Origin of the sequence: Marinilactibacillus kalidii (assembly GCF_017599325.1) — a bacterium.
GTDB classification, from domain to species: domain Bacteria; phylum Bacillota; class Bacilli; order Lactobacillales; family Carnobacteriaceae_A; genus Marinilactibacillus; species Marinilactibacillus kalidii.
The window spans coordinates 96,516-122,081 of sequence record NZ_JAGFVM010000014.1; the positions used below are offsets into that span (position 1 = coordinate 96,516).

At 38.0% G+C, this 25,566-nt stretch carries 27 protein-coding genes; 10 read left to right on the plus strand and 17 right to left on the minus strand.

The features are described 5' to 3' along the window. Positions 1-33 precede the first annotated feature (33 nt). The 4 genes from J5J05_RS03210 to J5J05_RS03225 form a co-directional block, all read right to left on the minus strand. On the minus strand, positions 34-933 hold the full coding sequence (locus J5J05_RS03210) for a YitT family protein (RefSeq protein WP_208559231.1): 900 nt from the start codon (positions 931-933) through the stop codon (positions 34-36). Continuing rightward, the gene (locus tag J5J05_RS03215; protein WP_208559232.1) at positions 914-2,542 is read right to left on the minus strand and encodes an amidohydrolase; all 1,629 of its coding nucleotides are present in this window, start codon (positions 2,540-2,542) and stop codon (positions 914-916) included. Before J5J05_RS03215 ends, J5J05_RS03210 begins: the two co-directional genes overlap by 20 nt. 127 nt (positions 2,543-2,669) lie before the next feature. After that, positions 2,670-3,296: a glycosyltransferase family 32 protein gene (locus J5J05_RS03220; RefSeq protein ID WP_208559233.1), complete on the minus strand. Its 627-nt coding sequence runs from the start codon at positions 3,294-3,296 to the stop codon at positions 2,670-2,672. Between the two features lie 150 nt (positions 3,297-3,446). After that, the gene (locus tag J5J05_RS03225) at positions 3,447-4,847 is read right to left on the minus strand and encodes an MATE family efflux transporter (protein WP_208559234.1); all 1,401 of its coding nucleotides are present in this window, start codon (positions 4,845-4,847) and stop codon (positions 3,447-3,449) included. Positions 4,848-5,084: 237 nt separating this feature from the next. On the opposite strand from J5J05_RS03225, the gene J5J05_RS03230 reads away from it, so the two are divergent. Further along, a complete protein-coding gene (locus J5J05_RS03230) occupies positions 5,085-5,759 on the plus strand; it encodes a CAP domain-containing protein (RefSeq protein WP_208559235.1) in 675 nt (224 codons plus the stop codon). 39 nt (positions 5,760-5,798) lie between these two features. Here the strand turns inward: J5J05_RS03230 and J5J05_RS03235 are convergent, their stop codons facing one another. Both J5J05_RS03235 and J5J05_RS03240 read right to left on the minus strand, forming a co-directional pair. Next, on the minus strand, positions 5,799-6,596 hold the full coding sequence (locus tag J5J05_RS03235; protein WP_208559236.1) for a carbon-nitrogen family hydrolase: 798 nt from the start codon (positions 6,594-6,596) through the stop codon (positions 5,799-5,801). 23 nt (positions 6,597-6,619) lie between these two features. Then, complete coding sequence (locus J5J05_RS03240; RefSeq protein ID WP_208559237.1) at positions 6,620-7,549, minus strand: ROK family protein; 930 nt, start codon at positions 7,547-7,549, stop codon at positions 6,620-6,622. A gap of 420 nt (positions 7,550-7,969) precedes the next feature. Between J5J05_RS03240 and J5J05_RS03245 the strand changes: the two genes are divergently transcribed. From J5J05_RS03245 to J5J05_RS03255, 3 genes are all read left to right on the plus strand, one after another. Continuing rightward, complete coding sequence (locus tag J5J05_RS03245) at positions 7,970-8,287, plus strand: PTS sugar transporter subunit IIB (protein WP_208559238.1); 318 nt, start codon at positions 7,970-7,972, stop codon at positions 8,285-8,287. Between the two features lie 54 nt (positions 8,288-8,341). Beyond that, positions 8,342-8,671 (plus strand): PTS lactose/cellobiose transporter subunit IIA, encoded by a 330-nt coding sequence (locus J5J05_RS03250; RefSeq protein WP_208559239.1) that lies wholly within the window; start codon positions 8,342-8,344, stop codon positions 8,669-8,671. Between the two features lie 81 nt (positions 8,672-8,752). Next, the gene (locus J5J05_RS03255) at positions 8,753-9,679 is read left to right on the plus strand and encodes a GNAT family N-acetyltransferase (protein ID WP_208559240.1); all 927 of its coding nucleotides are present in this window, start codon (positions 8,753-8,755) and stop codon (positions 9,677-9,679) included. Between the two features lie 174 nt (positions 9,680-9,853). Here the strand turns inward: J5J05_RS03255 and J5J05_RS03260 are convergent, their stop codons facing one another. The 5 genes from J5J05_RS03260 to groES form a co-directional block, all read right to left on the minus strand. After that, complete coding sequence (locus tag J5J05_RS03260) at positions 9,854-10,837, minus strand: NAD(P)H-quinone oxidoreductase (RefSeq protein ID WP_208559241.1); 984 nt, start codon at positions 10,835-10,837, stop codon at positions 9,854-9,856. Positions 10,838-10,947: 110 nt separating this feature from the next. Continuing rightward, positions 10,948-11,862, minus strand: a complete 915-nt coding sequence (locus J5J05_RS03265; protein WP_208559242.1) for a ketopantoate reductase family protein — start codon at positions 11,860-11,862, stop codon at positions 10,948-10,950. A 64-nt stretch (positions 11,863-11,926) separates the two neighbouring features. Then, the gene (locus J5J05_RS03270) at positions 11,927-13,276 is read right to left on the minus strand and encodes an MATE family efflux transporter (protein ID WP_208559243.1); all 1,350 of its coding nucleotides are present in this window, start codon (positions 13,274-13,276) and stop codon (positions 11,927-11,929) included. Between the two features lie 186 nt (positions 13,277-13,462). Continuing rightward, a complete protein-coding gene (gene groL / locus J5J05_RS03275; protein WP_208559244.1) occupies positions 13,463-15,085 on the minus strand; it encodes a chaperonin GroEL in 1,623 nt (540 codons plus the stop codon). 74 nt (positions 15,086-15,159) lie between these two features. Continuing rightward, positions 15,160-15,444, minus strand: a complete 285-nt coding sequence (gene groES / locus J5J05_RS03280; protein ID WP_208559245.1) for a co-chaperone GroES — start codon at positions 15,442-15,444, stop codon at positions 15,160-15,162. 226 nt (positions 15,445-15,670) lie between these two features. On the opposite strand from groES, the gene J5J05_RS03285 reads away from it, so the two are divergent. Next, on the plus strand, positions 15,671-16,318 hold the full coding sequence (locus tag J5J05_RS03285; protein ID WP_208559246.1) for a CPBP family intramembrane glutamic endopeptidase: 648 nt from the start codon (positions 15,671-15,673) through the stop codon (positions 16,316-16,318). A 34-nt stretch (positions 16,319-16,352) separates the two neighbouring features. Next, positions 16,353-16,556: a DUF4305 domain-containing protein gene (locus J5J05_RS03290; protein ID WP_208559247.1), complete on the plus strand. Its 204-nt coding sequence runs from the start codon at positions 16,353-16,355 to the stop codon at positions 16,554-16,556. A gap of 56 nt (positions 16,557-16,612) precedes the next feature. Here the strand turns inward: J5J05_RS03290 and J5J05_RS03295 are convergent, their stop codons facing one another. Next, a complete protein-coding gene (locus J5J05_RS03295; protein ID WP_208559248.1) occupies positions 16,613-17,308 on the minus strand; it encodes a redox-sensing transcriptional repressor Rex in 696 nt (231 codons plus the stop codon). A gap of 408 nt (positions 17,309-17,716) precedes the next feature. Here J5J05_RS03295 and J5J05_RS03300 point away from each other — a divergent pair, with 408 nt between their 5' ends. After that, complete coding sequence (locus tag J5J05_RS03300) at positions 17,717-19,684, plus strand: ABC-F family ATP-binding cassette domain-containing protein (protein WP_208559249.1); 1,968 nt, start codon at positions 17,717-17,719, stop codon at positions 19,682-19,684. Between the two features lie 267 nt (positions 19,685-19,951). Further along, on the plus strand, positions 19,952-20,410 hold the full coding sequence (locus tag J5J05_RS03305; RefSeq protein WP_208559250.1) for an Lrp/AsnC family transcriptional regulator: 459 nt from the start codon (positions 19,952-19,954) through the stop codon (positions 20,408-20,410). A gap of 60 nt (positions 20,411-20,470) precedes the next feature. On the opposite strand, the gene tsaD is transcribed toward J5J05_RS03305, so the two are convergent. From tsaD to tsaB, 4 genes are read right to left on the minus strand one after another with little or no spacing between them, the layout of a single operon-like run. Further along, positions 20,471-21,472: a tRNA (adenosine(37)-N6)-threonylcarbamoyltransferase complex transferase subunit TsaD gene (gene tsaD / locus J5J05_RS03310; protein WP_208559251.1), complete on the minus strand. Its 1,002-nt coding sequence runs from the start codon at positions 21,470-21,472 to the stop codon at positions 20,471-20,473. A 16-nt stretch (positions 21,473-21,488) separates the two neighbouring features. Continuing rightward, positions 21,489-21,956 (minus strand): ribosomal protein S18-alanine N-acetyltransferase, encoded by a 468-nt coding sequence (gene rimI / locus J5J05_RS03315; RefSeq protein ID WP_208559252.1) that lies wholly within the window; start codon positions 21,954-21,956, stop codon positions 21,489-21,491. A gap of 19 nt (positions 21,957-21,975) precedes the next feature. Continuing rightward, positions 21,976-22,557, minus strand: coding sequence for a ribosomal protein S18-alanine N-acetyltransferase (gene rimI, locus J5J05_RS03320; protein WP_244244591.1), 582 nt, complete (start codon positions 22,555-22,557; stop codon positions 21,976-21,978). Beyond that, a complete protein-coding gene (gene tsaB / locus J5J05_RS03325; RefSeq protein ID WP_208559254.1) occupies positions 22,544-23,269 on the minus strand; it encodes a tRNA (adenosine(37)-N6)-threonylcarbamoyltransferase complex dimerization subunit type 1 TsaB in 726 nt (241 codons plus the stop codon). The genes rimI (J5J05_RS03320) and tsaB overlap by 14 nt, the downstream gene beginning before the upstream one ends. 184 nt (positions 23,270-23,453) lie before the next feature. Here tsaB and J5J05_RS03330 point away from each other — a divergent pair, with 184 nt between their 5' ends. Further along, positions 23,454-23,648, plus strand: coding sequence for a CsbD family protein (locus tag J5J05_RS03330; RefSeq protein ID WP_208559255.1), 195 nt, complete (start codon positions 23,454-23,456; stop codon positions 23,646-23,648). A gap of 114 nt (positions 23,649-23,762) precedes the next feature. After that, positions 23,763-24,497, plus strand: a complete 735-nt coding sequence (locus J5J05_RS03335; protein WP_208559256.1) for an NAD-dependent epimerase/dehydratase family protein — start codon at positions 23,763-23,765, stop codon at positions 24,495-24,497. Between the two features lie 51 nt (positions 24,498-24,548). Here J5J05_RS03335 and J5J05_RS03340 read toward each other — a convergent pair whose 3' ends face one another. After that, entirely contained in the window at positions 24,549-25,541 is a 993-nt protein-coding gene (locus tag J5J05_RS03340; RefSeq protein WP_208559257.1) for a LacI family DNA-binding transcriptional regulator, read from the minus strand. Positions 25,542-25,566 lie beyond the last annotated feature (25 nt).

Here is a 25,566-nt window from a genome sequence, read left to right on the forward strand (position 1 = left end):
CTGCTCCATTCTAGCTAAATGAACATTGGTTTGTTACTGTAATCCCTGTTCTTCAGCTTCTGTAATTCTTTCTGCCTGTTCTTCTTGTGAAAGATAGGTAAACCCTTCACCCGTTACCTCTTGTACATGTGAGAGTGTCACAAAAGCATTAGGATCAATGGCTTCCACGATTCGCTTGATGGCTAACACCTCTCTACGACTAATAATGATATAGAGAATCTGCTTTTTATTTCCAGTGAAGTGGCCTTTTCCATCCAAAATCGTGATGCCGCGTCCAATTTGCATTTCAATTTGTTGCGCAATCTCATCATATTTATCTGAAATGATAAAGAATGATTTTCGTGGATTCAATCCTTCTAATACAAAGTCGATCATTTTGGTCTGGATAAACAAATTGATCATCGTTAAAAAGACATTTTCAACACCGATAATAAAGACACTCGGGACAACAATAAAGATATCGATCAACAACAATGCGACTGGTATATTGATGCCTAAATATTTTTGCATGAGTTTAGCAAGAATATCGCTTCCGGCCGTTGTACCATGACCTAACATGATGAGACCAATGCCTGCTCCCATAAAAACGCCAGAACCAATCGGTGCTAGTAATATGGTTTCTGGAATAAAAGCCCAGTTCGAAACCAGTAGTAGCATGACTGAAATGATTCCATTCGCTACGATAGTATAATTGAGGGTTTTTCTATCTAAAAATCGATAGCCGATTGCGATGATAAAAATATTACAAATAAAAATCGTATATGAGGGTTCGATATCTGACAAATAAAACAAAATAAGTGAAAAACCCGTTAATCCTCCTTCTGCAAGGTCATTAGGAACTGTAAATGTGTTTACGCTAATGGCGTATAAAAAAGAACCAATCGTAATCAATGTGAGGTTCTTGAGGGTTTCCTTAGTAGCAAGTGTCTTCATTCTTGTTCTCCTTTTTGTACACTTCAATTCCGCCAACGACTGTTGAAAGAACTTGGGTATCTTTGATTTGTTCTGGTGGACATGTAAATATGTCTTTATCGATCACGACAAAATCTGCAAGAAATCCGGGTTTCAGTCTTCCTTTGATCTCTTCTTCAAAACTAGCATAGGCGCTCTCTATGGTATATGCATCTACGGCAGTAAAGACATCCACTGCTTCTTCTGGTAAGAAGCCCGTTTCTGGTTCTCCATTCAATCGTTTTCTGGTTACCGCGGAGTAGATGTTTTCCCATGGATTAAATGAGACAATTGGTGCATCCGAGCTGAATGACTGATGTACACCTGCTTTTGCTAGGGTACCAAATGCGTATGAAGTAGCTGCTCGCTCATGTCCAATACGAGAAAGTACGATAGGGATATCGTCATTCAAAAATATAGGTTGGACATAGGTTAGGTAACCTTTATCAATCACACGCTCAATCAAATCTTTCCCTGTGATCTGCATGTGGTTCACGCCTAGTCTTAATGTGTTAGGCTTACCGTTCAAAGCTGCGTCATAGGCATCTAGTATCCGTTCAACGCCCTTATCTCCAATGCCATGAATGATGACTTGAAATTGATGATCGACAGCTAGCTGTACTTCTTTGTTTAACTGTTTTTGCGTCTTTGTTTCTACACCAAAGTTCTCTGGGTCATCAGTATACCCTTCTCTCATGGCTGCTGTTCTGGCACCAAGTGTACCGTCAGAAAATAATTTTACTGGACCTAATTTGTTATATAGGCTGCCTTGTCCGAATGTATACCCTCTATCGAAGAATGGTTGGATATAATCATCATCATTGAACCAGATTTGTTGATAAAACCGAATAGTCAGCGCCTCTTCTTGTTCAAGCTCATTATACAAATCGAGAACTTCTTCAATCGTCTCATCTTTAGCATCGTTTGTATGCATTGAGGTCAATCCTTGGCTATTTGCCAGACGCATGGTTTTTTTCAGTAATACCTTTTTCTTTTCTTTACTAGACTCTGGCAGATAAGGACGCACAAGATCAATAGCACCTTCCGTTAAAACGCCTGTCGGTTCACCATTTTTATCTTTGAGTACTTCTCCACCATTTTCTGATAGAGAATCTTTTGTCAATTTCAGTTGTTTGATCGCTTTAGAATTCAAGCTCATAATGTGGCGATCCACTCTAATCATAGCGATCGGAATGGTCGTAGAAATTTTATCCAGATCCGCTCTGTCTGGAATTTTCTGAATATCGGTGAAATAATTTTGATTCCAGCCTTCTGTATACAAGAAATCATTCTCTGAAAGATTTTTTTCTTTAATATAATTGCGAGAACGTTCAATCAGTTCTTTCATAGAAGTGACGTCGGTTATCTCGAGCATATCTAAATATTCAGCCGTCATGAGAAAATGCAAATGAGAATCATTCATCCCAGGAACCACCGTCGCACCTTTCAAGTCAATAACTTGAGCCTTTTCGCTATATTTTTCTTTTAACTCATCTTGCCCGACTGCCTTTATGTACGAATCCTCTAAAAGCATTGTCGTTGCGAACAGATTTCTTTCCACGTAAATTTTACCATTTATATACAGCTTCAACAGTTTCCCTCCTAAATACCTTCTATATTGTATCACGAGATATGGCTTTACACACTGCTTTTAAACGTCACTTATCCAATCAAAAAAGGTCTAACCTGGTGAGGTTAGACCTACTCTTATCTCTATTTTATAACCAGCTACCTGTGAACTGGTGAATCCCGTAAGTATTATCCGTTGAGTCCACTTCTCTTGTGTAATAATCTTTTGGAGAAAAATATTCTCGAGGGAAAATATGACAATTTTCAATTAATTGTTTCGTATTATCTGGTTTCAATCCACGTGCTGTCATGATTTCAGTAATACGAATGACATTTGTCTTTTCATCTCTTGAGCCATCTGGCAAAATAAATTCACGACCATCATAATCATCGTATAGTTCTTCGATGAATTTGTGATGCGGTTCAGCACCAATAATGCCTGTTGAAATTTCTGTTTCAATTTCAAAACTGAAAAAGGCTGGTAATGTTCTAAAGTCATCAATCGGTTTAATCAATTCCATGTCCGTATCACAATAAACCCCGCCGTATTCTTTTAATGCATATAAGCGAGCAACGTCTGATACAAAAGCCCAATCTTCTCTTTCATATGCTTGTTTTGTGTATACACCATGATCTTCAGGCTTGAAATTAGATTCATCCCAGCGCATAATTTCCCAGTCAGGACAGTATTTCTTCCAACTTGCGAGACACTTCTCTTCTAATTCTCCTAGCTCGTTACCACCAAACCAAGCATAATGAATAATTTTAGGTATCATATTCTCTCTCCTCTATTTTGTCAGCTATCATGAAAGTTTCTTGAAAACTCTAATATGATTGTAACAAATAGATACCGAAAAAATCGACTGATAGGCATTTGAGCCCAAGTTCAGTGCCTTGATTTGATTAAGAAAACACGCATAGATACATCATTCTGCTTCATTAGCGAATCGTTCTCGACTGATTTCTGTATTGTCTAGCATGGGTTCGATTTTTTTCTTATAGACATGACGCATAACGATTGCCGAGAAGACCACAGCCACACCTTCCGAAAGAACGATTGCCCACCAGACTGCATTTACATTTCCAGATAAAGCAAACAAGTAAGCAGCTGGAACCAAAACAATTAGTTGTCTAATTACATTCACCCAAAGGCTTAACATCCCATTACCTAAAGCTTGGAAAACAGTTCCCATAATGATACTGAAACCGGCTAACACGAAACTAATACTGATTGTACGTAATGCCGATACGCCAATAGCTGTCATTTCCTCAGATGCATTAAATAGCGCTAGTAGTTGTTCTGGGAATGCCTGGAATAGTATCGTTCCAATGAGCATCATGCTCATTGCATAGATTAGACAAATCTTAATTGCGAGAATCATTCGTTTCTTGTTTCTCGCACCGTAATTGAAAGAAACAATTGGGATCATGCCATTATTCAATCCAAAAACTGGCATAAACGCAAATCCTTGTAATCGAATATAAACACCATAAACAGCTGTCGCGGTAGGCGTAAACTGAAGAAGTATATTGTTTAAGAAGAACGTCACTAAAGAGGTGATCGATGTCATGATCATTGACGGAATCCCTATAGCATAAATTCGTTTGATGACGCTCCAGTTTGGTCTGAATCCTCGATATTTCATATCTACATCATCATTAAATTTCGCATTGAATCCAAAAGCCATCAACGCGGAAATAATTTGAGCAGCTACCGTGGCAATGGCTGCACCATAAACACCCATAGCTGGCACACCGAAAAGCCCGAATATCAAGATAGGATCTAAAGCAATATTTAAAATGGCTCCCGTTCCTTGCGTAATCATTGTGTAGAATGTTCTACCTGTAGCTTGCAATGTTCTTTCATAGACAAACTGCATAAATTTACCGATAGAGAAAACCGTTATGATTGTCGTATACTCAATACCGTACTGAATGATTTGTGGATTATCCGTTTGCGCTTCAAAGAAAGGGCGAACGAGTGTCAAACCTAGTAGCAAGAAAACAGCATAATGAACAAATCCCAAAAACACACCATTGCTTGCTGTTTCACTAGCCATATCTCTTCTGTCTTCACCCAGTCTCCTCGATAACTCAGCGTTCATACCAACACCAGATCCGACTTGAATCGCAATCATCAGCATCTGAATAGGATAAGCTAGCGATAGAGCTGCCAGTGCTTCTTCGCTGATTTGTGCTACGAACATACTATCAACAACGTTATAAAGTGACTGTACCAACATGGAGATAATCATTGGTAGAGATAGATTAAGAACAAGTCGATTCATCGGCATTGTGCCGAGTTTATTTGATTTCATATTTTTCATTTTATTTATGCACCCACTATTTTTTGTTTGAATCATTCGATTTTACAGAACTTTTCTAATTATACCGAATGCATGTACCGAAAAGAAGAGGAACGCTTCAATTTCTCAAAATAAATGAAGTGGCACAACATCACTCACTTATTCGTTACAAACGAAAATAATTCGAATAACCTACTCACTAAATACAACGATTTCTGATACAATATATGAACATCTACAAGGAAGGAGTCGACTGCGATGTTTAAATTTCTCAGAAAACTGATTGTACTATCACTTGCTGTCATCTTAGGATTTTGGCTTGCGACGACAAACATTTTGCAAGGCACCATGGCTGGAGATTGGCTGAACACGATCGTTCACTATATTCCCGCACCCCAAGAGTGGTCGAATGTTCGTTTACAAGATCCTAGAATCGCCTTAGAAAATATAACGGCTAGTAAGGCAGAAACCGACAATCCAGTCGTATCTTCTGTTGCTGAAGACCGTGAAAAAAATCCGGATATTGACTATGCAGTCGTTGAACAACGAATCTTTACACTATTAAACGAATTACGTGAAAAGCAACAAGTTCCTATATTAAAATCAAATGACACATTGAAAGAAGTGGCCAATATTCGCGCGGTGGAAACAGAAGAATCCTTCTCTCATACAAGGCCTGATGGGTCAGATACCTTCTCCGTATTTAACGAAGAAGGCATTTCTTATCCTTACAAACTTGTTGGAGAAAATTTAGGTATGGCAACAAATTATCTGAATGAAAAAGAAATGGCTGAGCTGCTTTTCAATGGCTGGGTAGAAAGTGAAGGGCATTATGAAAATATGATTCGCCCCGAATTTGAAGAAGTTGGTATTGGTGTTCACTATGATGGAGAGTTTTTATATGCTACTCAAATATTTGGTACGCCTTTATAATGTCAAAACAGAAACAGTGAAGAGAAGCGTTTGCTTCCTTCACTGTTTCTGTTTCTTTGTATATAATTCAGGTCTTCGATCTTTAAAAACGTTGATTTGTTCTTTCACTTCTTTTCGTTGTTTCAAATCAAGTGTTGCTGTCAGCCGTTTCACTTCTTCTGCGCTTTCTGCTAACGTTTCTCCTAGTGGGTTCAAAATGATCGAATGCCCACAAAAAGATAATTGGTTGGCACTTCCCACACTATTTACCCCGATAACAAATAGCTGATTTTCTATTGCACGTGCTTTTAACAATGTCAGCCAGTGTTCAACTCTGGGATGTGGCCAGGCCGCCGGCACAAAAAGAACTTCAATGTCTTCCAGTGCCATCAAGCGAACCCATTCCACAAATCTTAGGTCATAGCAAGTAATAATACCGACTTTGATGCCATCCAGTTCGAATAAACCCAACTGATTTCCTGATGTAAATACCTGATCTTCTCCCGATGGTGAGAATAAGTGGACTTTATGATAGGTGTGTACCAATGTGCCTTCTCGGTTGAACTGATAACTAGAGTTGTACAATCGATCGCCGTATCGTGTCGCAACGGTTCCCCCAACAATATTCACCTGATATTGTTTACTCAATCGACTTAGTAGTGCTTTAGTGTGCGCTCCTTCTTTATCTGCATTTTCTCTGGGATCGCTCGGATAGAAAGAGACATTCCACATTTCTGGTAAGACAATCGTATCCGGATGATCCGTTTCTACCGCTTGTCTAATTGCCTTTTCAACATTTTTCTCGTTGCGGGTAGGATCATTAAAGACAAGATCTAGTTGTAGTGCACTGACTTTCATCTTATGCGCCTCTCCTTTATAGTTTAATTATCCTTATCTGATATCGGATTTTCTTTAGTAATTAAAAGATACTGATAGAGTGCCCCATAAAGATTCGCTTCATTTCCCAATGTACTAGGTGTAATCTCTGCTTTGAATCCATTGATTTCAGTCATCACGTCTTCTGAGAATAAATCATTTACTGCCTTTTGTATTCCTTCTACAAATAAAGGTTCTTCACTCATACCGCCACCAATTACAATCATCTCTGGATCTAGAATTGTTTGAAGATTCATGATTTGTGCTGCAATCGTATCACAATATTCAAAGAACAGCTTTTCAACTTCTTGGTTTCCTGATTTAATTTCTTTGAATAAGTCAACACCAGTGAAATGTTCTGCTTCTTTTCCTAATAATGTTGCTGTCCGTTCAACTAATTTGACTGAACTCCCTGTATTGGCTAGCATGGTTTCATAGGCTAAAGGTTTTTGTCCATCGGTTCTGATGGTCGAAAATTCTCCTGCAGCAAAGTGATGACCTTTTAGTAACTGCCCATTTGCGATGATACCACCACCGATACCTGTTCCTAATATTAGTGCAATACCGTTCTCAATCCCTTGCAAATTCCCTTTCCAGACTTCTCCTAGTGCTGCGCTCTTTCCATCATTTTCGATAACGATGGGGTGTTTCAGTTTTTTGGCTAGCTTATCTCTCAAGTTCATTTGTCGGATGAACTCTAGCGATCCTCCATGAACAGCATAGCCTGTTTCAGCATTGATTACACCAGGCATGCTAATGGCTATACCAGAAATAGCCTGTTCATATTTGAGATAAATCTCTTCCATTTTATTGATAAACGTAGTCAAGTCTTCTTTAGGTGTAGCCACTTTTCCTTTGGAAAAAATCTTTTCTTCACTCATGATTGCGTATTTAATCGCTGAGCCACCGACATCGTATACTAAGTATTTATTCATCTTTATCCTCCAACGATACTATTCTCGAATGTTTCTTCATTTCCTCTACTCTAGAATAGCATTAATCTCATTATTTATGAACTAACGCCAATTGCAAATATACCGATACTATTATCTTTGAAAACTATCTTCTATTATTTTAAATATGTTATCGATTACATACGTTTATTCTCGAAGAATGATTTGATTTATAGCATTTTGTTGAATTTAACCTTCATCTAGTGTATAAATAATACATAGGAAGTAAACGATTTCAATTTAAAGCTTGGCTTTTTATAGGTGAATGTTTGCAAGAACACTTCGTGATAATGTAAACGCATTCAAAACACTTACCAGATAATCTGTTCACTTATGAGGGTAGTAGCTTCCATTGATCGTATACAATACAAATCTATTTTCAAACAGAAGGAGAAGTTTATTATGTCAATGAAAACCATTATGTTAGTTTGCGCCGCTGGAATGAGTACAAGTATGCTTGTATCCAAAATGGAAAAAGCTGCAAAAGAGGATGGCGTTGAAACAGATATTTTTGCCGTATCAGCCAACGAGGCAGATAGTTACCTTGCTTCTAAGCCGGTAGATGTTTTGCTCTTAGGTCCACAAGTTAAGTTTCTTAAAAAACAAATGGAAGAAAAAGTTGCAGATAAAGGCATTCCTGTAGAAGTTATTGATATGAGAGATTATGGTATGATGAACGGAAAAAGTGTCTTAGATAGAGCGTTAGCTTTAAGTGAATAAGAAGATTCATACCCGTTTCATTAAATAAGTGCTTTATGCGAAGGAGAATCTAGTATGTCCGATAAAACAGAGGAACAAGAAGAAATGCTTCAGACGATCATGGGACTCATTATGCATGGTGGAGATGCCAAAAGTAATGCGATGGAAGCTATTCATGCAGCTAAAACTGGTGACTTTAAGACAGCAGATGAGAAACTAAAACTTGCTGATGATGCGTTGATCAAAGCTCATCATTCGCAAACGGGGTTGCTTACTCGAGAAGCATCTGGCGATAGTATCGAAATGTCTCTTTTGATGGTTCATGGACAAGACCACTTGATGAATGCCATTACGTTTAAAGATATTGCTGTGGAAGTCATTGATCTATACAAAAAAATAGCTTAAAAAAATTATCTTATTCATAAGCGTTTAATCATACTCTATGATTAAACGCTTATTTTTAATCGATGGAAGGAAATTATTTATATGCCCGAGAAATCTATTCATCCTTATACGGTAAGAAATTATTCAGATAAAGATGCTGATAAAATTGCTGAATTCAACTTTTTATCGATGCTCGCTTATCGCTACAATGCCGATTATACCCCTGAAAATATTTTCTGTGCAGTTGACTCAGACGATCATTTATACGGCGTAGGACACTTAGCACCTGATGAAACATGGTTGGTTATCGAAGAGAATAATAAACCTGCTTGTTTCGTATATAAGTTGGCGCTAGATATCTCTTTAAATCCCCATTTCAATTACACAGTTGAGGTACAAGATGCATTATTTTCGTCTTTATTAAAAAGGGCCAATGAATTAAAAAGCCACTATTCTGATAAAAATATATGCGTTACGATTACTATCCCTTCTGATGAGTTAGAAGAAATCGATTATTTTCTCTCTAAAGGCTTTTCAGTACAGCGAAATCATTTAATTATGAAACGCGACCTAACAAGCGAAATTCCAGATGTTCTTCCTCCAGATAATGTAAGCATTGTTAATTGGCGTATGGAAACTCAGACCGAACAAGAAAAGTATCTACGCGCCGAAGCCGAAGGTGATTCAGAAGGTGTAAGTTGGAGTTTAAATCGTCTAAATTGGACAAAAACGGGTTCGGAATGGGATACTTTTACAGCATTTGATGGAGATAAAGTAGTTGGTAGTGTAATGACCTGGGGATTAGGTGAGGCAAGAAGCGCTACCGAGAATATTTTCGTGCTACCAGACTGGAGACAACAAGGCATTGCGAAGACCCTTATCACAGAAGCTTTAAAGTTCCTAAAAGATAAAGGAAAAACAGAAGCTACTCTGGGTGTATTTGGAGAAAATAGGAGAGCCCTATCGTTATATAAATCACTAGGATATGAAATGCTTGCTGTGAATATCGAGTTTGGAATCGATTTATAATTAGAATTTCTTTAATAACTTATTGTATAACCCACATGAAATTAAAGTGTAGTTTCTTATATTTCAATAGTAAAGAACCCCAGAAACAATCATTTGCTGAGATTATTTTTGGGGTTCTCTATACATTTAGCCCAACTTGAATTTTCTCAATTCGGTATAGATTAAGGGTTGAAATCACTTTCCGATTTTAAGAATGATCTTTCCAGTATTCTCATTTTCTTCCATTTGTCGGTGAGCTTCTATTGCTTCTTCAAAAGGAAGGACTGAGTGAATAATTGGTCGAATCATGCCATCTTCAATCAGCGGCATCGCTTGTTTTACAAATTCTTTTGTCAGCTTGGCTTTGTAGTCGTCGCTTCTTGGTGTTAGCAATGTTCCTTTAAGAGAAATTCTTTTTTGCAATAACTGCATAAGAGAAACTTCTTCTACTACTGTTCCGCCTAGTGTACCGATCAAAATCCAATTCGCATCTATTCCTGCGCTTTGCATATTCTTCTCCCAGTAAGAGGCGCCGACAAAATCGAGAATAACGTCTACACCTTCACCGTTTGTTTCGGCCCTGATGACTTCTTCAAAAGCTTCTTCTTTATAGTTAATCACTGTATCTGCACCAAGTGCTTTTGCTACTTTTAATTTATCTTCATGGCCTGCTGTCGTAAAAATCTGCGCTTGACTCAAATGACGTGCTAACTGGATTGCCGACGTTCCGACCCCACTACCTCCGGCATGAATCAGTACTTTTTGTTCTGACCGCAACTCACCGAGCCAGTACAATGTCTGATAAGCCGTTAAAAAGACTTCAGGTATGGCGACAGCCTCTTCCATCGATAATGAATCATGGAAGATAATCGCACGGTCGGCAGGCATTGTTACATATTCTGCATAACCACCTTGATTGACAAGACCCGTTACTTTTGTGCCTGGGGCAAGATTCTTATCAGAAGAATGATTTTCAACAACAATCCCACTAACCTCTATTCCTATAATAGGATAAGGTTTTGAAAGTGAAGGGTTCTGTCTTGTCAGCGTATCCGTTCGATTGATACTGACTGCTTTAACCTCAATTAAAATCTCGCCTTCTTTTGGTTGTGGTTTTTCTCGATTCTCTATAACTAATTGTTCTCTGGAACCTGGTTCTTTTATTGTCCATGCACGCATGTTTTTCACTCCGTTTGATTTAGTTTTCCTCTACTACTTTAAATCAATCAAGTTACAAATAGCCAGTAAAAAGTTTAACTGTTGTCTTTCACTTTCATTCGACCAGTAGCTTAAAAAGTTTTTTCCATTTCTTTTATTCTTTGGTAAAGAGCTTTGTTCACAGGCGTTTCTAAGTCATACTGTTTAGCCTTTTCTAAAATAGTGCCTGCAAACAAAGCAACTTCTGTTTTCCTTTTTGCTAAACCATCTTGTCTCATAGAAGGCATACCTTGAGGGTCAACGGTGTCAATAATATCAAAAGCATTTTGAATGTGCGTTTCTTCTAATGGAATCCCTTCTGCCTGAGCAACCTCCACTACCTCATGCATGGCTGCTCGAGCTTGTTCGTGATAGGCTCCGCCCGTTTGAATGCCTTCATACGTCGTTTCGTGTACCATTACTACTTGATTGACACCGACATTCATGATGAATTTCTCCCAGATTTTCAGCATAATATCTTTTTCTACCACATATGGAAAACCGGCTTCATCAAATATTTCTTTTACCCTATTCAGTCTATCTAGCTTTTCCGGCACATCAGCACCGATTTGGAGCCAGCCTTTTACTTTAGAGAGAACGTTTTGACCTTCTCTGGTGGCGTCCATTCCAATCGCTACTGTCGGAATAACTTTTTCTTGTCCAAATCTAGCACCTAGAATATTTTCACTCGTGATACCATTAATCAAAGAGAGAATGGCTGTTTCAGGACCCACTTGATACTTCATTGAATTCATTCCACTTTCCAAGGTCAAAGATTTGGTACAAACGATCACTAAATCTGATGGATTTCCTCGATCAGTCTCCAGCACGTAAGTAAAGTCACACGCTTCCCCGTTTAACGTAACGCCTTCTCGCTCGTAACGCGCTTTTCTTTCTTTACTTACAATGACTTTAACACGGTCTTTACCCAGTGCATGAGATAAATGTTGTCCGTATAAAATCCCTAATGCCCCTAATCCTATTATCGATACTGTCTTACCACCCATATGCTATCCCCTTTTAAAAAAACTTTTTGGTTTTGTTTGTTTCATATCATAACATATTTACTTACTATTTAACTTCTACATCATCAATATTGGGATAACGATTCTGTTTGAAAGTTTCAAAAACAGCCTTTCCTACAGGAATTGCTACTACTAATTCAGTGATTGGCATTGCTAACCAAATTGCATTTGCATTGAATACTGTTGGTAATAGAATGATTAAAGCACCACTCAACAATAAACCTCTTGTTACTGAAATCAAAAAAGAAATTCTAGGCTTTTCCGTCGATTGGAAAAAATAAGTGGAAAATATGTTAAATGGTAACAGTAAAAATGATAAGCCATATACTCTAATAATAAATGGCGCGATAGAAAGAACACCTTCTGTAGGTGCCATAAAGATATATACAAAAGCAGTTGGGAACAATAGTGCTACGAGTGCCCAGCCTACACTCACAATCATTACGGTTCTTAAACTGAGTTTTAAAGTACCAAGCGTTCTATTAATTTTCTTGGCGCCATAGTTAACAGACAACAAGGGTTGAGCTGCCTGACCGATACCGTAGCCACAACATTGGACAAAGGTACTAATATTAACAATAATTCCATAAATAGATAAAGCATTTGTACCCAAATGAATCATAATTTGTCTATTGAATAGCATGGTCACGATCCCCATAGAAATATCAATGAAAAATGTAGAAAAACCAGTATTCAAGACTGCTAATCCTTTTTCTTGAATATGATGTACTTTAACTATACGCAAAGTATTCTTTTCGCTGAAAAAGTGTGTAGATAGCATCGTTAAGGTAACAATTGCCCCTCCAACAGTTGCCAAGCCTGCTCCAGCTATTCCCATGTCGAACACAAAAACAAATAGATAGTCTCCAACTACATTGAATAAGCCACCTGTCAATACAGATTTAGTTGCTAGAACTGGATTAGAGTCATTAGTCAAAAATGCGATCAAGAATTTGTTCATAAGAAAAATAGGTACGAGTATTTTTACCGGAAATAAATACTGCTTAGCTAATACGATCAAAACTTCATCTGCGCCGAATAATATAAGAAGTTGATCCTCGAAAATCCAGAATAATGCCCACGTAATAATCGCGAATATAAACGTTACAAGTAATGCAATTGAAAAATACTCATTTGCTTTTTTCTTATTCCTAGTTTGTCCATATACTCGACTAAATAGAACAGCTCCACCAATACCAGATAAAAGCCCTAGACTATACAGTATGTTCCATATTGGTGCAACCACAGCCATAGCCGCTGCACCTTCCGGACCATGGTATTGCCCTACGGCTGTTGTATCTACTAAACCATATATACAACCAATCATAGCACTCCCAAAGGCTGCTATGAGATATTTTCGGTAAACTTGCTTTACATCATCTGTTAATAAATTCATACTTTTCCCTCCAAAAAAAAAGCTGGATAAGAAAATGGATATAATATCCATTTCTCTTATCCAGCCTATTACTTTAAAATATGCCCTCCGAGTAAAAATATATTCAGTTAAAATTTTGATTTTCTTACTCAGAAAAGTTAAATCATCAATTATTGTTCATCATTCACTTTACGAAAAACTATGCCTTTACATCATTCCGCCCATTGCGCTTGGATCCATTCCAGCGCCTGGTGCTTCTGGTTCAGGAATATCTGCAACTGCAGCTTCAGTTGTGAGTAAGAGTGCAGATACAGATGCAGCGTTTTGTAATGCAGAACGGGTTACTTTAGTCGGATCAATGATGCCCGCTTCTACCATGTTGACCATTTCGCCTGTTGCAGCATTGAATCCAATACCTGGCTCAACATGTTTCAGACGTTCAACGATTACACTTCCATCAAGACCCGCATTAAATGCAATTTGACGTACCGGTTCTTCTAGTGCACGAATAACGATTTTCACGCCGGTCGCTTCATCACCCGTTGCTTCGATTTCTTGAAGTTGACTTAAGATGTTGATGTAGGCAGTACCCCCACCAGCAATCACGCCTTCTTCTACAGCCGCACGTGCAGCATTCAAAGCATCTTCAATACGTAGTTTACGTTCTTTGATTTCAGTTTCTGTTGCTGCCCCAACTTTGATGACAGCTACACCACCAGCAAGTTTTGCAATACGTTCTTGTAATTTTTCACGATCAAATTCAGAATTTGTTTCTTCTGATTGTGCGCGAAGCATGGCAACACGTTGTTCGATCATGCCTTTGTCGCCTGTACCTTCAACGAGTGTTGTATCATCTTTTGTGACAACAGCTTTTCCAGCTACACCTAATTGATCGATCGTCATGTCTTTCAAGTCTAGTCCAAGATCATCTGTGATCACTGTTCCGTTTGTCAGAATCGCGATATCTTCAAGCATTCCTTTACGACGATCACCGAAACCAGGTGCTTTAACCGCTACAACGTTCAGTGTTCCTCTGATTTTGTTTAAGACAAGCGTTGGTAACGCTTCTCCTTCGATATCATCTGCAATGATCAATAGAGAACGGTTTTGTTGCATGATGTTCTCAAGAACCGGTAGAATATCTTGAACAGAAGAGATTTTTTTATCTGTAATCAATACATATGGATTATCTAAACTTGCTTCCATTTTTTCGTTATCTGTTACCATGTATTGTGATAAATAGCCGCGGTCAAATTGCATACCTTCTACTACATCTAGTTCTGTTTCGATACCTTGAGATTCTTCAATCGTAATAACGCCATCGCTGCCTACTTTTTCCATCGCATCCGCTAATAATTGACCGATTTCTTCATCTCCTGAAGAGATTGCTGCGATTTGTGCAATCGATTCTTTTCCTTCAACTTTTGTAGAAACTGCGTGTAACGCTTCTACTGCTTTTCTTGTTGCTTTTTCGATTCCGCGACGAATACCCACCGGGTTAGCGCCAGCAGTTACATTTTTCATACCTTCATTGACGATTGCTTGAGCTAATACAGTTGCTGTTGTTGTACCATCACCAGCGATATCGTTTGTTTTACTTGCTACTTCTGCTACTAATTGTGCACCCATATTTTCGAATTGATCTTCTAATTCGATTTCTTTCGCGATCGTTACACCATCGTTAGTGATTTGTGGCGCACCAAATGCTTTATCTAAGATAACGTTTCTACCTTTGGGTCCTAACGTTACTTTAACTGTGTTTGCTAATTTATCTACACCGCGCAGCATTGCTGAACGTGCGTCTTCAGAAAATTTAATATCTTTAGCCATAATTACCATCCACCTCTTGATTAATTTTTATTTTTTACGATTTCTTTTTAGTCTTCGCTCAATTGCGTTTGATTTTATTCTACGATCGCGATAATATCCGTATCTTTAACGACTAGATATTCTTTTCCTTCGTACTTAACTTCAGAACCGGTATATTTCTCAAAAATCACTTTATCGTCTACCGAAACATCCATTTCTGCACGTTTGCCATCCTCAAGCACTTTACCACTTCCGACTGCTACGACTTTAGCTGTCTGTGGTTTTTCTTTTGCTGATTCCGGTAAAACAAGTCCGCTTACCGTTTTTTCTTCTTCTTTGATAACTTCTAGAAGAACACGATTTCCTAAAGGTTTTAACATAATGTGATCCCTCCGCTAATAGTTAGTTAATTTGATTCATGTTAGCACTCGACGATTGCGAGTGCTAACTCCAATACTTAGTATATTCAAAACAATGATTTCTTGCAACCCTTTTGAAGTTAAAAAAATGATTAAAAATATCCAGTGGAATACACCCTATTTTTATGTTAAGTTACTAGTATTGTCAACTAATATTGGAAGTTCATGAATTGTGAGGATGAATACTTTGGAAATAAAAAAAATGCGCAATACTGGACTAAAGATTGTATCGATTTATCTCATTGTCCAATTACTTTCTGTGGCTAGTCAACTTTTACCCTCTTCAATACAACCCACAGGATCAATCCTATCTCAAATTTTCTTGTTCATTTTTGGTGCGAGTCTAATGATTTACTTAGATAGAAAAGATCAATTCAACTTGCCCTATGAGCAAGCATTTCGTCATCGAATAGGTCGGATTTTATTGTGGGGAATCCTAGGAGTATTTTTAGCCGTTATTCTTCAGTTTCTTGCACTACAAATCGAAGTACGTTTTTTCGGTACGCCGGTTAATTCTCAGAACACAGTGACGCTTTTGGCCATCATCAGACAGTATCCCTATTTTGTGATGATTACCTCTATAGCAGGTCCAATTATGGAAGAATTTGTTTTCAGAAAAGTATTGTTTGGTCTTTCTTTAGGTAAACTAGGCGGTATTGGTGCAGGGGTCATTAGCTCACTTGCTTTTGCGTTGTTTCACATAGATGGTAGGATTTTAGTTTATTCGACTATGGGTCTTGTATTTTCATGGGTTTACTATAAATCTGGAAACATCTGGGCACCTATATTAGCTCACTGCTTGATGAACACTCTCGTGGTCCTTCAAACATTCTAAGGTTATCTGGTTTTAAAATAGAAAGGAATTTTTAATGACAAACAAGCAAATGATCACTTATATTACTTTTAAATTCGTTATGTTCGCTTTACTTCTTTATCTATCTATTAACGCCGTTCAAACGAACGGTTGGGGTTTATTCCCTCTAATATTTGTCTTTTTAGCTACAAGAGATTTTGTGCAAGGAACCCGTTTATTGCAAGTCTACTACAAGGTGAAAAAAAATTATAAAGCTTAAAAAAAGCAGGCGACAAATTCAGTAAGCTGAATTTGTCGCCTGCTTTTCAATTAGCGTTATTCTTCTACGAATAATTCTCCTGTATCTTCATCAATCACAACATCTTCATCAGCTTCGTCCAAGTCTTGATAGTAGTTGATAAAGTAAATCAATGTTTGTAGTTCATTAGTCAAATCAACATTGTGTACACGAATGTTCTCTGGTACATTTACACGAATCGGTGTAAAGTTCATAATGCCTTTAACGCCACCTTCAACCAGTTTATTCGCCATTTCTTGAGCGATCTCCGATGGAACAGTCAATATCGCAACATCAATTTGCTGCAAGTCTAGCTGTTCAACCATTTCGTCAATATGATAAACTGGAACGCCTTGATGAACTGTGCCGATCAATGCTTCGTTTACATCAAATCCTGCACTGATTCTCGTATTATTACTGCGTCTAAAATTATAGTTTAATAATGCTTGTCCAAGATTTCCGACACCAATCAAAGCAACATTGGTCAGGCGGTCTTGGTTAAGTGTCTTACTGAAGAAATTCATTAACGCCTCGACGTCATAACCATATCCTCTTTTTCCTAAAGCACCGAAATAAGAGAAATCTCTTCGAATGGTTGCACTATCTACTTTTACTGCTTCACTTAATTTTGCAGAGGATACACGACTTTTTCCCGCTTCGTGGAGAAAGCGTAGATAACGATAATAAAGGGGTAACCTTCTTGCAGTTGCTTTTGGGATTTTCTTTTCTACCATATTTTTTCTCCTTTTATATTCGCTCATCTGATTAGCGCTTAAGTTTAGTCCAACATGTCTTGTAAATACCATTATTTTGCATTGAATTTCACAAGTATTCCTGTTGTTTCACTTGTTATTATAGCATGAAATTGTGAAAATAACAGTTAATGTGTACTAAAAGTAAGCGTTCCTTATAGAGCAACATGAAGTTGTAAGTCTATTTAGAAGAGGTTTGTGAAAATCTGTAATAAAATGGATTAATTATTCTTTTAGTTCTCCACCCCATGACATCGATTGAATTCCATTCCCTTTTATCTTGTTCATACCCTGCCTGTATATCAGATCGCAGTTATGCTACACTAATAATGAGATAAACTATTTAAAAAATAGATGATGCTGAATGACTACTAAAAATGAGGAATTAGAATGATTTTATTACAAACACAAAAAGTAGCCCGTCACTTTGGTGCAGAAGTTTTATTTGATGATGTAACGTTAGAAATCAAGGAAGCTTCTCGAGTGGGACTTGTTGGAAGAAATGGTGCTGGAAAAACGACCTTACTCCATATGATTTCTGGACAGGAAGAACCTGATGTTGGAAAAATCAATAAAAAACGTGACTTGACCATTGGATACTTGGATCAACATACTGGTCTAGAATCCAATAGAACGATTTGGGAAGAGATGTTGACTGTATTTGAAGCAGTCCGCCAGCTTGAAAAAGAGATGCGCGCAGTAGAATCTCAAATGAGCGACCCCACTTTACTAGAAGATGAAGGACATTATCATGAAGTGTTAAAGCGATATGATACGATGCAAGAGACTTTCAAGCAATTAAACGGATACGGTTATGAAAGTGAAATTCGTTCTGTTTTACATGGTTTCCGGTTTTACGAATCAGATTTTTCTACTCCTGTTGCACAGCTTTCTGGTGGACAGAAAACGAGGTTGGCCTTAGCACAGTTATTACTAGAGAAAAAAGACCTTTTAGTACTGGATGAGCCAACCAACCATCTGGATATCGATACCCTTGCCTGGTTGGAGAAATACTTACAAAGTTATACTGGTGCACTATTGATCGTATCTCATGACCGCTACTTTTTAGACAAAGTCGTCAATGAAATTTACGAAGTCAGTAATGGTAAAGTTCAACATTTCACTGGAAACTATACAAATTACTTGAAACTCAAAGCTGAAATGATTCAACTAATGTGGAAAGAATATGAGAAACAACAAAAGAAAATTGAAAAAACCGAAGATTTCATTAACCGTAACCTTGTCCGTGCATCTACCACTAAAAGAGCTCAGTCTCGCAGAAAAATGCTGGATAAGATGGATAAAATGGGTAAGCCACAAGATGATGAAAAATCGGCTAGCTTTAATTTCTACACGGAAAGAGAATCTGGTGGTGTTGTTCTTCAAACAGAAGATTTAGCAATTGGTTATGAAGAGACCGCATTATCAGAATCAATCAATATGGATATTCGTAAGACTGATGCCATCGCGCTTGTTGGACCGAACGGTGTTGGAAAAACTACTTTGCTCAAGACGCTCGTTGGACAAATTCCAGCTCTAGCAGGTACGATTCAGCTCGGAACGAAAGTAGACACGGGTTACTATGATCAAGAACAAAGTCTTCTTCATTCAACTAAACGTGTGCTGGATGAATTATGGGACGAACATCCAACGATTCCTGAACAATCTATTCGTACCTTACTGGGTAGTTTTTTATTTTCAGGAGATGATGTAGAAAAAGCGGTAGGTTCTCTTAGCGGTGGCGAAAAAGCCCGTGTAGCTTTGGCCAAATTAGCTATGGAAAAGAATAATTTCCTCATATTAGATGAACCGACAAACCATTTGGATATTGACTCTAAAGAAGTCTTGGAAAATGCATTGATTGATTTTGAAGGCACTTTGCTTTTTGTTTCTCACGATCGATACTTTATCAACCGTATGGCTACTAAAGTACTTGAGATTTCTGAAGACGGGTTAACGCTTTACTTGGGCGACTATGATTATTACCTTCAGAAGAAAGAAGAATTAGAAGCTTTATCCCAACTTGAGCAAGCCGAACAAGAAATGAAACAAAATAATATGCATCAGCCTAACCCTGCTGTTCCACTAGTTTCGGATAGAGCCCAACAAAAAGAACGTCAGCGAGAAACAAGACGCTTAAATCGTTTGATTGAAGATGTCGAGAAGCAACTGCAATCTATTGAACAACAATTAAACGAAGTTCATGAAAAACTCAGTAATCCAACTGTTTATGATGATGCTGAACAGGCCTCTGTTCTTTCATTAACGCACGAAAAGTTACAGGCAGAACAAGAAATTTTACTGGAACAATGGGAAGAGGCAAGCGTGGCTCTGGAATCTTATGAGGATACGGAATAACTAAATTTAACTAGCCTCTATCCGTTAAAAGCTCGCATAGATAATTACACATTATAAATAGGTATAGTTATTTCAATGTTTTATAAACTAGTTTTATCAGACAAAACTTTACATTGGTATAGATAAAACGAACGTTGCATTATCCTTAGATTAGGGTATAATATAATCACATTACGCTAATTTAGTGTACGATATAAAAGTCAAAAAAATTTCACTATAACAATGATTAAAAGATTCTTTTATTGTTAGAAAAGGAGCTCGTTTTACATGGATCAAATGGATAAGAAAATCGTTGAGATACTTCAAAAAAATAGTCGTGCGTCTTTAAAAGAAATTGCAGGAGAGACTTACTTATCTTCTCCAGCCGTCTCAGCTCGTATCCATCGTTTAGAAAACGAAGGCATTTTAGGAAGGTATATTGCTTCTCCAGATTTAAAGAAAATGGGTTATCATATTCAGGCATTTATCCATTTAGACTTGAGCCCTAATCAGAAAGAAGACTTTTATCCATATATTCAACAATGCACCAATGTGCTTGAATGTAACTGCGTGACTGGAGAATTTTCAATGCTGATCAAAGCGGCTTATCCGACAACGACAGAATTGGATGATTTTATCAACGATTTACAGCAGTTCGGAAAGACTTCAACACAAATCGTCTTTTCTACTCCTATCCCTTCTCGTGGTGTACAATTACTTGCCTCAGAAGAAGCAGAAGCAAAATAATCAAAAAAAACAGATCTAAGTCCACTTATGATGAGTAGACTCAGATCTGTTCTTTTTTTATTAAAGAGACAAGCCAGGTTGTGCATTTAAAGTAAGATCTATCTGTTTATTTTCGACAGCTTCAACAAATGCTGCTGCACCAATCATTGCTGCATTATCTCCACAAAGAGACAATGGTGGGACAACCAATTCGATTGTCGGTGTCATTTCAACCGCTTCTTTCAAAGCCGCACGTAGTCCACTATTAGCTGCTACGCCACCCGCCAATACGAGTTGTTTCACTTGTTTCTCCTTAGCACATCTCATTGTTTTTGTTACAAGCACTTCAATAACAGCTGCTTGAAAGCTTGCAGCCAAATCATTTTTATCTAATACTTCGCCTTTTTGCTCTGCGTTATGAACAGTATTGATAAATGAACTTTTTAGTCCACTAAAACTAAAATCGTTATTGTCTTCTTTGATCATTGCACGCGGAAAATGGAATGTATCGTTCCCTTTATGCGCCATTTCGTCAATATGCTTTCCACCAGGATAAGGCACTCCAAGAATTCTTCCCACTTTATCATAGGCTTCGCCAGCAGCATCATCTCTTGTTTCACCGATAATTTCATACTTCCCTGGTTCTTCCATATATACGAGTTCAGTATGACCCCCACTAACAACTAAAGATAATAGAGGAAACGCTAATGGTTGTACGAGTTGGTTGGCATATATATGACCAATGATATGGTTAACCGGAATAAGGGGTAGATTGTGCGCATAAGCAACGGCTTTGGCGGCATTGACCCCTATCAATAATGCACCGACTAGCCCAGGCCCTTCTGTTACCGCGATGGCATCTAATTCTTCGTAAGTCGTTTCGGCTTCTTTTAACGCTTCTTCCATAACAATGGTCATTTGTTCAACGTGGTGTCTACTAGCTACTTCGGGTACGACTCCACCAAATCGCTGATGACTCTTGATTTGCGAAGCTACCACATTTGATAATTGACGGTTACCTTCTTCTATAACGGCGGCACTTGTTTCATCGCAGCTTGTTTCTATTGCTAATATTCTTTTCATGTTGATTCGCTCTCTTTCATAATGCGCATTTCAATACAACCGCATCTTCTTTTGGATGTGCATAATACCCTTTACGAACACCTACAGGTATAAACCCAGATTTCTTATATAACAGAATCGCCGGTTCATTTGAAATACGTACTTCTAAGAATAATTCATTCACGCGCTCTGCTCGCAGGCGCTGTTTCATTTCCTTCAGTAGTTGTGTTGCGATCCCATTACGTTTATAGGCTGTTTTAACGACAATCGTGTAGACTTCTGCTTCCGTATGCACCTTAGACCCGCCTAAAAACCCGACCATTTCTCCTTCATATTCCGCGACTAGGTAAAATAAATTGGCCTGATCGAAGGTTGATTGGAATTGCTCGATCGTCCATGGCGATCCAAAGGCAAAGCTTTCTTCCGATAATGCATGTAAGGTCTCTGGAACAGCTTCCTCTTGATTTAATAAGCGATAAACCAATGTTGATTGATTGATTTCCATTGAACGCTCTCCTCACTTGTTATCGATCAGTGACTGCTAGCAACATTGCCATCTCTAGTGCATCTTCGTGATCATTTGCGTAATACCCTTTTTTTACTCTACCATTTGTAAACTGCATTTTTCGGTAAAGACCTTGGGCACGTTTGTTGGAGACTCTGACTTCCAAGCTAATCAATTGCATCTTTTCATCTAGCGCAATGCCTTTTAGTGCTTCAATCAAAAAAGTGGCGATCCCTTTCCCTTCGTATTCAGGAATCGTCGCGATGTTTGTAATATGCGCTTCTTTCGCTACGAACCAAGATCCAAGAAAGGCAACCGGTCTTTGATCATCTGTCACGATCATGTAAAAAGCATTTTTATTGTACCGGATTTCATGAAGAAGAGCCGTACGATTCCATGGTGTATGACCATTGTAGCACTGTCTTTCGATGGAAAGCAGGCCATCTATATGGTCTTCTCCCGCAATCTTTACGGTTAGAAATGTTTCATCGTTAAGCGAAATAAAAGGCTGAGATAATTTCACACGTTCTGCGATCGGTCTGGGAAGCGCCTGTCTATGGGTCGTTAGCCGATCAATTAGCCATTGCTTAATATTTTTCAACCAAGCTTCCCCCTTTATCATCAGGATTTGCTTCTTTCCATTTTTCTTCTGCTTCGGTTAACTTTGTATATTCTGGTACGAAAGGATGAATTTCTTCAGGCACTGCTTGCGCTCCAATCCATGCGAGCACGCTTGCTCTTGGTAATTGCTGAAATGTTGGTAGTATTCGTACTTTATCTTGTAGCTTTTCTTCAAATACTTCTTGATGTTTTACTGCGTCCACACCGACGATCATAATCGTTTCTTTTCGTGCAGACAGCCTATTTGCCCATAGCTCTGCTGAAATATGTTGGTCTGTTTCAAGTTGTTCTAGAGTGCCGTTTACGAATTGATATAGTCCTGTATAGATGTTGCCTCTTCTCGCATCCATAATAGGCACAATCAGCAAGTTATCATCTTGTGGCGTATTTCCAGCCAATACCTTCAAACTAGAAACGCCCACTAATTCAATCGATTTTGTCCATGCTAATGTTTTTGCTACAGTTACGGCAATTCTGACACCTGTATAGGAACCAGGTCCTTTCGCTACAACTACTCGGTCAATATCATCGATCGTCAACCCTGCATCTTTTATCACTCGTTCTACTGTTGGCATTAGTTGAATACTATGATTTCTCTTCACATTCGTTAGCTGTTCTGCTAGCGTCACACCATTTTCTGTTACAGCAACGCTCATTGACTGGTTTGATGTATCCATCGCTAAAATACGCATTTAGTTTCTCCTTGCCTTTTCCTATTCTTTCGTCTAGTTTAGCACAATTCCGCTACCTGAGAAACCAATCATACAACAGAAGTGAGCGTATTCTTTGCTTTTTTTACCTAATCATCCTAAAATTGCACTATAGATTGATTTACCATTTTAATTCAGTTCCAACAATTTGAAAGGGGATTTAATCATGACAGACAATAAAGACAGTATGAAGAATAAACTTAAAGGCGCTAAAGACAAGGTAGTCGGAGAAGCAAAAGACCAATATGGTAAAGCGACTGACGATAAGAGCAAGCAAGTCGAAGGTAAAGCTCAAAAAGTCGAAGGTAAAGGCCATGAAACTTATGGTAAAGCTATCGAAGACAAAGATCACAAAAAATAATCATCGAAAAAAATCAGTTCACCTTTTATCACGTAAAAGGTGAACTGATTTTATATTATCTTATCATCATTAAATGAATGATTTACTTATATAAGTCCACATGGAGGAAACAAAATGACCACTATCTTAATCACGGGAGCTACTGGAACCATTGGTACGAATCTTGTCAAACATTTAAAAAATGATTATGATTTAGTTCTTGCTGATGTTGATTTTTCAGACTTTCCCGAAGAACTTAAACAAGGCGCTAAAATCATAGAAAAAGATTTATCCGTATTAGAAAACTGGGATACTGTGCTTGACGGTGTTCATTACGCTATTCAATTAGCTGGAAATCCAGATGCAGAAGCAGATTTCTATGATGGTTTATTAGATTTGAATTATATGCTTCCTCAGAACCTCTATTTAGCAGCTGAAAAAGCAACTAGTTTAAAACGAATCATCTTTGCTAGCTCCATTCATGCTAGTGATGCTTATCCAAAAAATGTTCAAGTCAAGACAGCTGAACCAGCTCGTCCTGATGATTTATATGGTGTTTCAAAAGTCTTCTTGGAAGGTCTAGCTAGCTACTATGCCTACAAAAAAGGCATTGCATCAATCGGGATTCGAATCGGTGATTATAAATCACCTGATGAAAGTGTAGATCCTGAAGCAGACTTCTATTCTCGCGGAACATTCTTCTCTTATAAAGATATGAATCATTTAGTTGATTGTTGCTTGCAAGCAGCATTAGATGAACCGTATTTGCTAGTAAACGGTATTTCAAATAATTCTTTCCCAAGACTGGATATTGACCAAGCACGAGTCAAATTAGGGTATCAACCTACAGTAAATGCTTTTGAACTTTAATAGAAATAAAAGGGTTTACTAGAGTAAGAACTCACTCTAGTAAACCCTTTTTTATGCGCTGTCTCTTTTGATCAACTTCGTACTTAATGTCACGCTTTTGATTGCCTCACGATCTTCTTGAATTCTTTCATGCAGTAATTGTATACCACTTCTACCCATTTCTTCTGTATATACTTTCACAGTCGTCAATGCCGGCGTTATGTATTTCGCAGTCGAAATATCATTGAATCCGATAATACTGACTTCCTCGGGAACTCTTATCTGGTGCTCATAAAGAGCCTTTAAGCAGCCAATCGCAATGGCATCATTCGCAGCAATAAATGCTGTAGGAAGATTTTCTTTACCTAGCTCCCTAATGGCTTTTTCCATGTTTTCTTTTCCATCATTTACTCTGAAGGCACCCTTGAAAAAGTAGTGTTCATTATAAAGATTTTTCTTCTTTAAATAATGCTTTACGTGGCTCGTTCGTGGATCTGTCCATGTACCCGATAAGTCACTATAAGATTCTTCTCCAGCAATAAATCCAATCTTCTCATGTCCGGCTTGAACGAGATAATCGATGTTCTGACGCATCGCTTCTCTAAAATCAATCAGTACGGTATCATTCGCTCGATCGTGTGGAATATAGTCGACAAAGCAAACAAAAGGCGCTTGTTCTCTTAACTTATCCACTTGTGCTGGGCTAAACTTCCCAATTGCCAAGATTCCAGCCAAATCGCTATCCATTTTCTCTTCTTCCCTATGATAGACACGAACAATTTCATAATCCATCAACTGTGCTTGTTGCTCCGCTCCAAGACGAATCGATAGGTAGTAAAGATCGTTCAATTCTTCTTCCTCAGTATACCAATTCACGATTGCTAATTTGTGTTTCTTTTGCGTGATTTTTTTTCGGTGGTTTTTATACTCTAACTCTTCAGCAGCTTCGAAAATTCTCTTTTTCGTTTCATCTCCAACGGAAAGCGTCGGATCATAATTTAGCACCCTTGAAACAGTCGAAGTCGATACTTCTGCTTTCTCAGCAATATCTTTTAATGTTGCCATTTCATTATGCCTCCTCTCTTGCCCA

Excerpts from the sequence above, each read along its gene's own strand:
- J5J05_RS03210 (WP_208559231.1), bottom strand. The coding sequence starts at position 933 with ATGAAGACACTTGCTACTAAGGAAACCCTCAAGAACCTCACATTGATT.
- J5J05_RS03220 (WP_208559233.1), bottom strand. The coding sequence starts at position 3,296 with ATGATACCTAAAATTATTCATTATGCTTGGTTTGGTGGTAACGAGCTA.
- J5J05_RS03225 (WP_208559234.1), bottom strand. The coding sequence starts at position 4,847 with ATGAAAAATATGAAATCAAATAAACTCGGCACAATGCCGATGAATCGA.
- J5J05_RS03230 (WP_208559235.1), top strand. The coding sequence starts at position 5,085 with ATGTTTAAATTTCTCAGAAAACTGATTGTACTATCACTTGCTGTCATC.
- J5J05_RS03235 (WP_208559236.1), bottom strand. The coding sequence starts at position 6,596 with ATGAAAGTCAGTGCACTACAACTAGATCTTGTCTTTAATGATCCTACC.
- J5J05_RS03240 (WP_208559237.1), bottom strand. The coding sequence starts at position 7,549 with ATGAATAAATACTTAGTATACGATGTCGGTGGCTCAGCGATTAAATAC.
- J5J05_RS03245 (WP_208559238.1), top strand. The coding sequence starts at position 7,970 with ATGTCAATGAAAACCATTATGTTAGTTTGCGCCGCTGGAATGAGTACA.
- J5J05_RS03250 (WP_208559239.1), top strand. The coding sequence starts at position 8,342 with ATGTCCGATAAAACAGAGGAACAAGAAGAAATGCTTCAGACGATCATG.
- J5J05_RS03255 (WP_208559240.1), top strand. The coding sequence starts at position 8,753 with ATGCCCGAGAAATCTATTCATCCTTATACGGTAAGAAATTATTCAGAT.
- J5J05_RS03260 (WP_208559241.1), bottom strand. The coding sequence starts at position 10,837 with ATGCGTGCATGGACAATAAAAGAACCAGGTTCCAGAGAACAATTAGTT.
- J5J05_RS03265 (WP_208559242.1), bottom strand. The coding sequence starts at position 11,862 with ATGGGTGGTAAGACAGTATCGATAATAGGATTAGGGGCATTAGGGATT.
- J5J05_RS03270 (WP_208559243.1), bottom strand. The coding sequence starts at position 13,276 with ATGAATTTATTAACAGATGATGTAAAGCAAGTTTACCGAAAATATCTC.
- groL (WP_208559244.1), bottom strand. The coding sequence starts at position 15,085 with ATGGCTAAAGATATTAAATTTTCTGAAGACGCACGTTCAGCAATGCTG.
- groES (WP_208559245.1), bottom strand. The coding sequence starts at position 15,444 with ATGTTAAAACCTTTAGGAAATCGTGTTCTTCTAGAAGTTATCAAAGAA.
- J5J05_RS03290 (WP_208559247.1), top strand. The coding sequence starts at position 16,353 with ATGACAAACAAGCAAATGATCACTTATATTACTTTTAAATTCGTTATG.
- J5J05_RS03295 (WP_208559248.1), bottom strand. The coding sequence starts at position 17,308 with ATGGTAGAAAAGAAAATCCCAAAAGCAACTGCAAGAAGGTTACCCCTT.
- J5J05_RS03300 (WP_208559249.1), top strand. The coding sequence starts at position 17,717 with ATGATTTTATTACAAACACAAAAAGTAGCCCGTCACTTTGGTGCAGAA.
- J5J05_RS03305 (WP_208559250.1), top strand. The coding sequence starts at position 19,952 with ATGGATCAAATGGATAAGAAAATCGTTGAGATACTTCAAAAAAATAGT.
- tsaD (WP_208559251.1), bottom strand. The coding sequence starts at position 21,472 with ATGAAAAGAATATTAGCAATAGAAACAAGCTGCGATGAAACAAGTGCC.
- rimI (WP_208559252.1), bottom strand. The coding sequence starts at position 21,956 with ATGGAAATCAATCAATCAACATTGGTTTATCGCTTATTAAATCAAGAG.
- tsaB (WP_208559254.1), bottom strand. The coding sequence starts at position 23,269 with ATGCGTATTTTAGCGATGGATACATCAAACCAGTCAATGAGCGTTGCT.
- J5J05_RS03330 (WP_208559255.1), top strand. The coding sequence starts at position 23,454 with ATGACAGACAATAAAGACAGTATGAAGAATAAACTTAAAGGCGCTAAA.
- J5J05_RS03335 (WP_208559256.1), top strand. The coding sequence starts at position 23,763 with ATGACCACTATCTTAATCACGGGAGCTACTGGAACCATTGGTACGAAT.
- J5J05_RS03340 (WP_208559257.1), bottom strand. The coding sequence starts at position 25,541 with ATGGCAACATTAAAAGATATTGCTGAGAAAGCAGAAGTATCGACTTCG.